This is a genomic window from Luteibacter sp. KNZ12-1A (assembly GCF_056755675.1).
Map to the genome: position 1 here is coordinate 70513 of NZ_JBPGXU010000009.1, position 8069 is coordinate 78581.

Consider the following 8069-nt stretch of genomic DNA (forward strand, 5'->3'; position numbering starts at 1 on the left):
GAGTTACCGCGCGCCACACGTCACGGCCGTTAGATCACAGCCGTGAAATGTCGGCGATCGCTCCGAAACTGGCTTTCAACTGCGCCAGGAGCGCCAGGCGATTGCTGCGCACGGCCGGGTTCTCCGCGTTGACCAACACGTCGTCGAAGAAGCGGTCCACGGGCGCTTGCAGCGCGGACAGCCGCGCCAGCGTGCCGGTGTAGTCGCCACCGGCCAGCAACGTCCGGGTATCCGCGCGAGCGGCATCCAGCGCCGCGTGCAGCTCACGCTCCGCATCCAGCTCGAAATGCGCCGGATCGACCGTGCCCGGGATCGGCGCGGCGTTGGCTTCCTCGGCCTGCTTGCGCAGGATATTGGCCACGCGCTTGTTCGCCGCAGCCAGGCTGGCCGCCTCGTCGCGGCGGGCGAACTCGGCCACGGCGCGCAGGCGGCGGTCGAAATCGGGCAGCGTCGCCGGCGTTACGGCCAGGACGGCTTCGAACTGGTCGGCCGAATACCCCTGGTCGGCATAGTAGCCGCGCAGGCGATCGAGCACGAAGGCGTGGACCTCGTCACCGAGTTCGCGGCGGCGGGCGCCGATGTCGACGGTCGGGGCCTTGCCGTCCTTGCCGGGCTTCACGCCGGCGACCAGGGCGGCTTCCGGAACCAGTTCGAACGCCTCCGTCAGGGTGGCGCGCAGGTCGATGTCCAGGCCGCCCTCGATCAGGGTGCGCGCCAGGCCGAGCGCGGCGCGGCGCAGGGCGAACGGGTCCTTGTTGCCGCTGGGTTTCATGCCGACGGCGAAGATGCCCGCGAGGGTGTCCAGGCGTTCCGCCACGGCCAGCACCTGGCCGACCTTGCCGGCGGCGATGGCATCGCCACCGAAACGCGGCTGATAGAAGCTGTCGAGCGCATCGGCCACCTCGGTCGCGACACCCTGGCGCGTGGCGTAGTAACGGCCCATCACGCCCTGCAACTCGGGGAATTCGCCGACCATCCGCGTGAGCAGGTCGCATTTCGCGAGCGCGGCGGCATGGGTGGCCTGGCCGGCATCGACGCCGACCCGGTTGGCGATGATGCGCGCCAGTTCGGCGACCCGCACGGTCTTGTCCCACAGGCTGCCCAGCGACTGCTGATAGGTAACGTTCTTCAGACCTTCCTGGTAATCGGCCAGCGGTGTCTTGAGATCTTCGTCCCAGAAGAACTTCGCGTCGGCGAAGCGCGGGCGGATCACTCGCTCGTAGCCTTTGCGGATCTCCGCAGGATCGCGGCTTTCGATGTTGGCCACGCCGATGAAGTGTTCCGTCAGCCTGCCCTCGGCATCGAACACCGGGACGAACTTCTGATTGGTCTCCATGGTGGTGACCAGCGCCTCGGGCGGCACGTCCAGGAACTCGCGCTCGAACGTGCAGGCGATGGCGACCGGCCACTCGGTGAGGTTGGCGATCTCGTCGAGCAACCCTTCGGAGAGACGCGGGATACCGCCGGTGGCGACGCGGGCGACCTCATCGCGTATCCGCTGGCGACGCGCGGCGGGATCGGCGATGACGTGCGCATGGCGCAACGCGTCGAGCCAGCTGTCGGCGTCCGCCACGTGCACCGGCTTGGGATGGTGGAAGCGATGACCGCTGCTGAGGCGGCCGCTCGTCAGGCCGAGGATCTCGCCGTCGACGATATCCGCGCCATGCAGCATCAGCAGCGTATGCACCGGGCGTACGAAGCTGTCCTCGCGATTGCCCCAGCGCATGGCCTTGGGGATCGGCAGCGCCTTGAGCGCCTCGGTCACGATCTCGGGCAACAGCGCCGCCGTGGGCTGTCCGGACTTCACGGCGCGGAAGACGAACCACGCCCCCTTGTCGGTTTCGAGCTTCTCCAGCGCGGAAACCTCGACGCCACAGGATTGCGCGAAGCCGACCAGCGCCTTGCTGGGCTCGCCATCGGCGCCAAGGCTGGCGGCCACGGCGGGACCGCGGCGTTCCACGTTCTGCTCGGGCTGGGCCACGGCGACGTCCGCGATGTGCACGGCGAGACGGCGCGGCGATGCGTAGGTTTTTGCCGAAGCATAGTCGGCCGCGACGCCACGCTTCTCCAGACCTTCGACGACACCGCGTGCGAAGGCGCCGGCAAGGTCATCGAGCGCCTTCGGCGGCAGTTCCTCGGTTCCCAGCTCGATGACGAGGGGCAGTCGCTTATCGGCCATGGGCGGCCTCCTTGTCGTTCTTCAGGCCCGGGAAGCCGAGCTTCTCGCGCTGGGCCACGTAGGCCTCGGCCACGCTGCGTGCCAGCGTGCGCACGCGCAGGATGTAGCGCTGGCGTTCGGTCACGCTGATGGCGCGCCGGGCGTCGAGCAGGTTGAAGGCGTGGCTGGCCTTGCAGACCTGCTCGTACGCGGGCAACGGCAGGCCCGCGGCGATGAGCTTGCCGGCCTCGCCCTCGCATACGTCGAACCAGTGCAGCAGTTCGGCCACGTTGGCGTATTCGAAATTGTAGGTGCTCTGCTCCACTTCGTTCTGGTGGAACACGTCACCGTAGGTCACCACGCCGTGGGGGGCATGCGTCCACACGATGTCGTAGATACTGTCGACGTTCTGCAGGTACATCACCAGGCGCTCGAGGCCATAGGTGATCTCGCCCGTCACGGGCCGGCATTCCAGGCCGCCGGCCTGCTGGAAGTAGGTGAACTGGGTCACCTCCATGCCGTTCAGCCAGACTTCCCAGCCGAGCCCCCAGGCACCCAGGGTGGGCGATTCCCAGTTGTCCTCGACGAAGCGCAGGTCGTGTACCAGCGGATCGATGCCCAGCGCCTTCAGCGAGCCGATGTAACGTTCGAGGATGTCGTCCGGGTTCGGCTTGAGCACCACCTGGTACTGGTAGTAGTGCTGCAGGCGGTTCGGGTTATCGCCGTAGCGGCCATCCGTCGGGCGGCGGCAGGGCTGGACATAGGCGGCGGCCCAGGGCTCGGGTCCGAGCGCGCGGAGGAAGGTGGCCGGGTGGAACGTACCCGCACCGACCTCGGTGTCGAGCGGCTGGACCAGCACGCAGCCCTGGTCCGCCCAATAGCGGTTCAGGGTCTGGATCACGTCTTGGAAGGTGGGCGCGGACATGGTTCCCGAGTCCTTGAGAAAGCGGGCTAGTATAGCGGCGTAGGATTCACACAGGGTCGGACGCAATGGCAGTCAATCCGCATCCCGGCGCGCTGCTCGGCCGCCGAGGCCGGCTGGAACTGGACGAGGTGCTCGCCTCGCTCGTCGTCGACGGGTACCTCACCGGCGAGGACGCCAAGCGTGTCCGCATGAGCTCGCGCAGCGGCAAGTCGGCCATCGAGTTGCACCCCCTCGTGCTGGTCGCCAACAGCAAGCTGGAAAACCGCCGGGAGACGGGGCGTCCACTCAGCCTGGAAACCCTGATGGAATGGCTGGCCGGCAAGGCCGACCTGCCCTACCTCAAGATCGACCCGATGAAGGTCAACGTGGCCCAGGTCACCCAGGTGGTGAGCAGCGCCTACGCGCAGCGCCATCGCATCCTGCCCGTGGCCGCGTCGTCCGGGGAGGTCACCTTCGCCACGGCCGAGCCCTTCGACATGGCCTGGGCGAACGACCTGGCCCACATGCTCCGCCGCGATGTCCGCCGCGTGGTGTCGAATCCGATCGACATCAACCGTTACCTGCTCGAGTTCTACGGCGTGCAGCGGTCGATCCAGCTCGCCCAGGACGCCAAGGGGGGCAGCGAACCCAACAAGATCATCAACTTCGAACAGCTGGTCGAACTCGGCAAGTCCGGCGAGGTCGGTGCGGACGATCGCCACGTCGTGCACATCGTCGACTGGCTGCTGCAATACGCCTTCGAACAACGCGCATCGGACATCCACCTCGAGCCGCGACGCGACGCCGGGCAGATGCGCTTCCGTATCGACGGCGTGATGCAGAAGGTGTTCGAGCTACCGCCGCCAGTGATGACCGCCGTGACGGCGCGCGTGAAGATCCTCGCGCGCATGGACGTGGCGGAAAAGCGCCGTCCGCAGGATGGCCGCATCAAGACACGGTCGGCGGGGGGCCGCGAAGTGGAATTGCGCATATCCACCATGCCGACCGCCTTCGGCGAGAAGGTGGTGATGCGTATCTTCGATCCCGACCTGGTGATGAAGGATTTCGCGCAGCTGGGCTTTTCGGCCGAGGAAGATCGCATCTGGCGAGGCATGGTCGAGCGTCCGCACGGCATCGTGCTGGTGACCGGCCCCACCGGCTCGGGCAAGACCACGACGCTCTATTCGACGTTGAAGCACCTTGCGCGACCGGAACTCAATGTCTGCACGGTCGAAGACCCCATCGAAATGGTCTCGCCCGAACTCAACCAGATGCAGGTGCAGCCCGGGATCGAGCTGGATTTCGCCGCTGGCGTGCGGACGCTCCTGCGCCAGGACCCGGACATCATCATGATCGGTGAGATCCGCGACCTGGAAACCGCGCAGATGGCGGTGCAGGCCTCGCTCACCGGCCACCTGGTCCTGTCGACCCTGCATACCAACGATTCGCCCAGCGCGGTGACCCGCCTGCTCGACCTGGGCGTGCCGCACTACCTCATCCAGTCCACGTTGACGGGTGTCGTCGCCCAACGATTGGTGCGCACGCTTTGCCCGCACTGCAAGACCGCGGGCATGCAGGATCCCGACGCATGGGGCGTACTCACCCACGGCTGGGATATTCCCGTGCCGGAACGCGTATTCGAACCGGTCGGGTGCCTGGAATGCCGCAAGACGGGCTTCCTCGGCCGCACCGGCGTCTACGAGATGATGCCTGTCTCCGCGAGGCTTCGTTCGATCATTTCGTCCGAACTCGACCTCGGCAAGTTCGGCGGCGCGGCCCTGCGCGAAGGCATGAAACCACTGCGCATCTCGGCGGCCATGCAGGTGGCCGCCGGACTCACTACCGTACGGGAAGTACTCAATGTGCTCCCGCCCACCGATATCGACGACAGCATCCAACCATGAAGCCCGTTCTCATCGTTCGTACCGGGCGTGCGCCCGAGGCCATCAGCGCTCGTCATGGCGATTTTCCACGCTGGTTCCGGCTTGGCTTGCGTCTTCGCGACGCGCACGTCCGCGTGATCGACGTCGAGCAGGGCGATCGCCTGCCCGATCCCGATGACTGCGCGGGCGCCGTGATCACCGGTTCCGCGTCGATGGTGACGGAGAAGCTGCCCTGGAGCGAACGCACGGCGGCATGGATCCGCAACGCCATGGACGTCGACCTGCCGATGCTGGGCGTGTGCTACGGGCACCAGCTGATGTCGCATGCGCTGGGGGGCCGGGTGGATTACCTGCCCGGCGGCCGCGAAATGGGCACGCTGCGCATCATGACGCAGGGCGATGCCGTGAAGGACGCCCTCGGTGCTGGCCTGCCGCAGGAGTTCCATGCCCATGCCACGCACGAGCAGAGCGTCATGGAATTGCCCCATGGCGCGGTATCGCTGGCGCGGTCCGACCGTGATCCGCACCACCTCGTCCGCTACGGCAAGCACGCGATCAGCACGCAGTTCCATCCGGAGTTCTCCGCCGAGGTGATGCGCGCCTATATCCGGCGCAAGCACGACGTGCTGCGTGAAGAAGGCCACGCTCCCGATGCATTGCTTGCCGCGGTCGTCCCTACACCCGATGCGACGATGCTGCTGCGCAACTTCGTACGCGAGCACCTACTCGCCTCGCGCAAGATGTCAGCCGCGTAAACGGCGGGCGATGGCGCCACGCGAGAACAGCGCGAACACGATGCCGAAGAGGAAGCCGCCGATGTGGGTCCACCAGACGACGGCACCGTAGCTGGCGCCCGCGTAGCTGAAAAGCAGCTGCACGAGGGCCCAGATGCCGATCAACACGAAGGCAGGCACGCGGACGAACTCGAGGTACAGGCCGAGCGGTAGGACCAGGCCGAGTTTCGCGCGTGGGAACAATGTGACATAGGCGCCCACCACCGCGGATACCGCGCCGCTGCAACCGATGATCGCCACGCGCACGCCGGTGAGCGAAATCGCACCGATAAGATTCGCCACCACGCCACCCAGCAGGAACAGCAGCAGGAACCGCGGCGATCCGAGGCTCCGTTCGGCGGGCAGGCTGAAGATCACGAGGAAGAGCAGGTTGCTCAGCAGGTGCAACCAGCCGCCGTGGATGAACATGGCCGTGAACAGGCGCAGTAGCGCGGGATCGCTCACCTGCTCCCACAAGGGCAAGCCGGTGCCGAACAGGTGCGCGGGCACCGTGCCCCAATGCAGCATGATCGAGATGCGCTCGGTGCGGCCGCTCAGGGCCAGCGCGACGAAACTCACCACGCATACGATGACGACGAGCATCGTCGCCCAGCACAAGCGGGACCGCCGCCGGGTATCGACCTGAACGAACATGCTCAAGGCACGCCGCGGGCGAGGTGCGGCCCGTCGGCTTCCAGCGAAGACAGTGCGAACATGGTTTCCGGCCCCACCACGCCGTCGGCGGCGATGCCAAAGCGCTGTTGCAAGGCGAGCACGCGGGCTTCCACCGTGCGGTCGAAGGTGGCCGGCGCCGTGGCATTGCCGCCGGCCGTAGGATCGGGTGGCAAGCGGCTGAGCAACCAGGCCATCCCGTCACCGCTGGCACCACGGGCGAGCTTGGGCGGCATCGCCGGGTCGATGCGGAACACGGCGTAGAAACGCCCGTCCCAGATTTTCTCGAAGGCTTCCCGCGTCAGTTCGACGTACTTGCCACCGAGGTACAGGCGCACGGCATCGTCTCCCGCACCGACCAGCAGGACTTGCTGCTTCGCGTCGGCCTCGTCCAGTTCGAGGACGATGGGGCGGTCGAAACGTCGCAACTGGTCAAGGGAGCCACGACCGCTGACGCAGGCGAACCCGGGGAAGATGACGGCATCGCAATTGATCGCGTTGGCGACGGAGGTTTCCTTCGATGTCACCTGCCAACGGGCGAGAAGCTCGCCCCAGACACGCACCTTGCCCACATCCGGGGTCGGCAGCGCATCGCGGAACCTGGCCAGCGCCTGCTCCGGCGTGACGGTCACCAGGTTCTTGGGCCGCGAGGGACTGTGGCCGGTGAGGAACCAGGTGGCCATTCCGCCGACGAACAGGATGGCCAGCATCGCCCCGATCGCGAGGATCGGCTTGCGATAGCGCCGCAGCCAATAGCGCGCGTGCTGCGGCAAGGCCTCGCGCACCACGAAGCCCAGGGCGCGCTCGCCGATGGACTGTTCGCCACGTTCAGCCGCCCTTTCCAGCGCCCGGTGGGCGAGCGTGTTCAGGCGCCGTGGATTGCCTTTGCCATCGTCACGCAGGCTGCGCAGGCCGAGGCGGCTGAAAGGCATGCGCGAGGTTCCCGCCACGTGCAGCCGATGCCGGACATATCGCTCGCTTTCTTCGGCGTTGAGCGGGACGAGAGGAAGCCTGCTGCGAATATGCCCCGTCAGCTCGGGAACACTGGCTCCGGCGAAGCGCTCGCGAAGTGATGGTTCCCCGACAAGGACGATGTGAAATGGCGCCGCCGCCTTCTCGCACGCGTTGAACAGACGCGCGACGATCGCCAGGTCGCCGTCGCTGAGCTCCTCCGCGTCGTCGAGGATGAGCAGGAAGCGATGGCTGACGTGGTGCGCGAGCCGTCCGAGGCCTGCGGCCAAACCGTCGACGAGATGTTCTTCGGTATTGGCTTCGGCGCTCAGCGGCAACGGCAGGCCGAAGCCGGCGTAGAGGGAGCGGAGCCAGGCAACGGTTTCCAGGGCATAGTCGCCGGCACCGTGGCGCACCGCGCGCACGCCATGGTTCGGCGCATCCGCCTCGATGAGCATGCATAGCAGCGTCTTGCCGATACCCGGCTCGCCTGTCACCAGACTGACGCTGGAGGTGCTGGAGCCAAGCTCGTATTCGACATGCGCGAGGATCTCCCGCTCGCGCGTGAACAAGCACGCAAACCGGAGGTCCGGTGCATCGCCGAACGGAGGCTCACGCAGCCCGAAAGTCTGTAGATACATGGGCCTAATGTAGCCGATCGGCCGTGATGGGTGGCATGACCCGATGGCCTCGGGAGCTGGTGAGCGACCTGTCTCTTATACACATCT

General features: G+C 66.7%; 6 protein-coding genes. 2 read left to right on the forward strand and 4 right to left on the reverse strand.

All coding sequences use genetic code 11. The annotated features are described in order from the left end of the window. Positions 1-34: 34 nt before the first annotated feature. Both glyS and glyQ read right to left on the reverse strand, forming a co-directional pair. Positions 35-2179: a glycine--tRNA ligase subunit beta gene (gene glyS, locus ACR9ZJ_RS04005; RefSeq protein WP_481286947.1), complete on the reverse strand. Its 2145-nt coding sequence runs from the start codon at positions 2177-2179 to the stop codon at positions 35-37. Next, positions 2169-3083, reverse strand: a complete 915-nt coding sequence (gene glyQ, locus ACR9ZJ_RS04010) for a glycine--tRNA ligase subunit alpha (RefSeq protein WP_481286948.1) — start codon at positions 3081-3083, stop codon at positions 2169-2171. Before glyQ ends, glyS begins: the two co-directional genes overlap by 11 nt. Positions 3084-3148: 65 nt before the next feature. Between glyQ and tfpB the strand changes: the two genes are divergently transcribed. Then, complete coding sequence (gene tfpB / locus ACR9ZJ_RS04015) at positions 3149-4966, forward strand: type IV pilus assembly ATPase TfpB (RefSeq protein WP_481286949.1); 1818 nt, start codon at positions 3149-3151, stop codon at positions 4964-4966. Beyond that, the gene (locus ACR9ZJ_RS04020; RefSeq protein ID WP_481286950.1) at positions 4963-5700 is read left to right on the forward strand and encodes a glutamine amidotransferase; all 738 of its coding nucleotides are present in this window, start codon (positions 4963-4965) and stop codon (positions 5698-5700) included. Before tfpB ends, ACR9ZJ_RS04020 begins: the two co-directional genes overlap by 4 nt. Here ACR9ZJ_RS04020 and ACR9ZJ_RS04025 read toward each other — a convergent pair. After that, entirely contained in the window at positions 5689-6372 is a 684-nt protein-coding gene (locus ACR9ZJ_RS04025; RefSeq protein ID WP_306849515.1) for a rhomboid family intramembrane serine protease, read from the reverse strand. The two genes, ACR9ZJ_RS04020 and ACR9ZJ_RS04025, sit on opposite strands and share 12 nt — an antisense overlap. Before the next feature lie 2 nt (positions 6373-6374). Next, positions 6375-7913: an ExeA family protein gene (locus ACR9ZJ_RS04030; RefSeq protein WP_481286951.1), complete on the reverse strand. Its 1539-nt coding sequence runs from the start codon at positions 7911-7913 to the stop codon at positions 6375-6377. Positions 7914-8069: the final 156 nt, after the last annotated feature.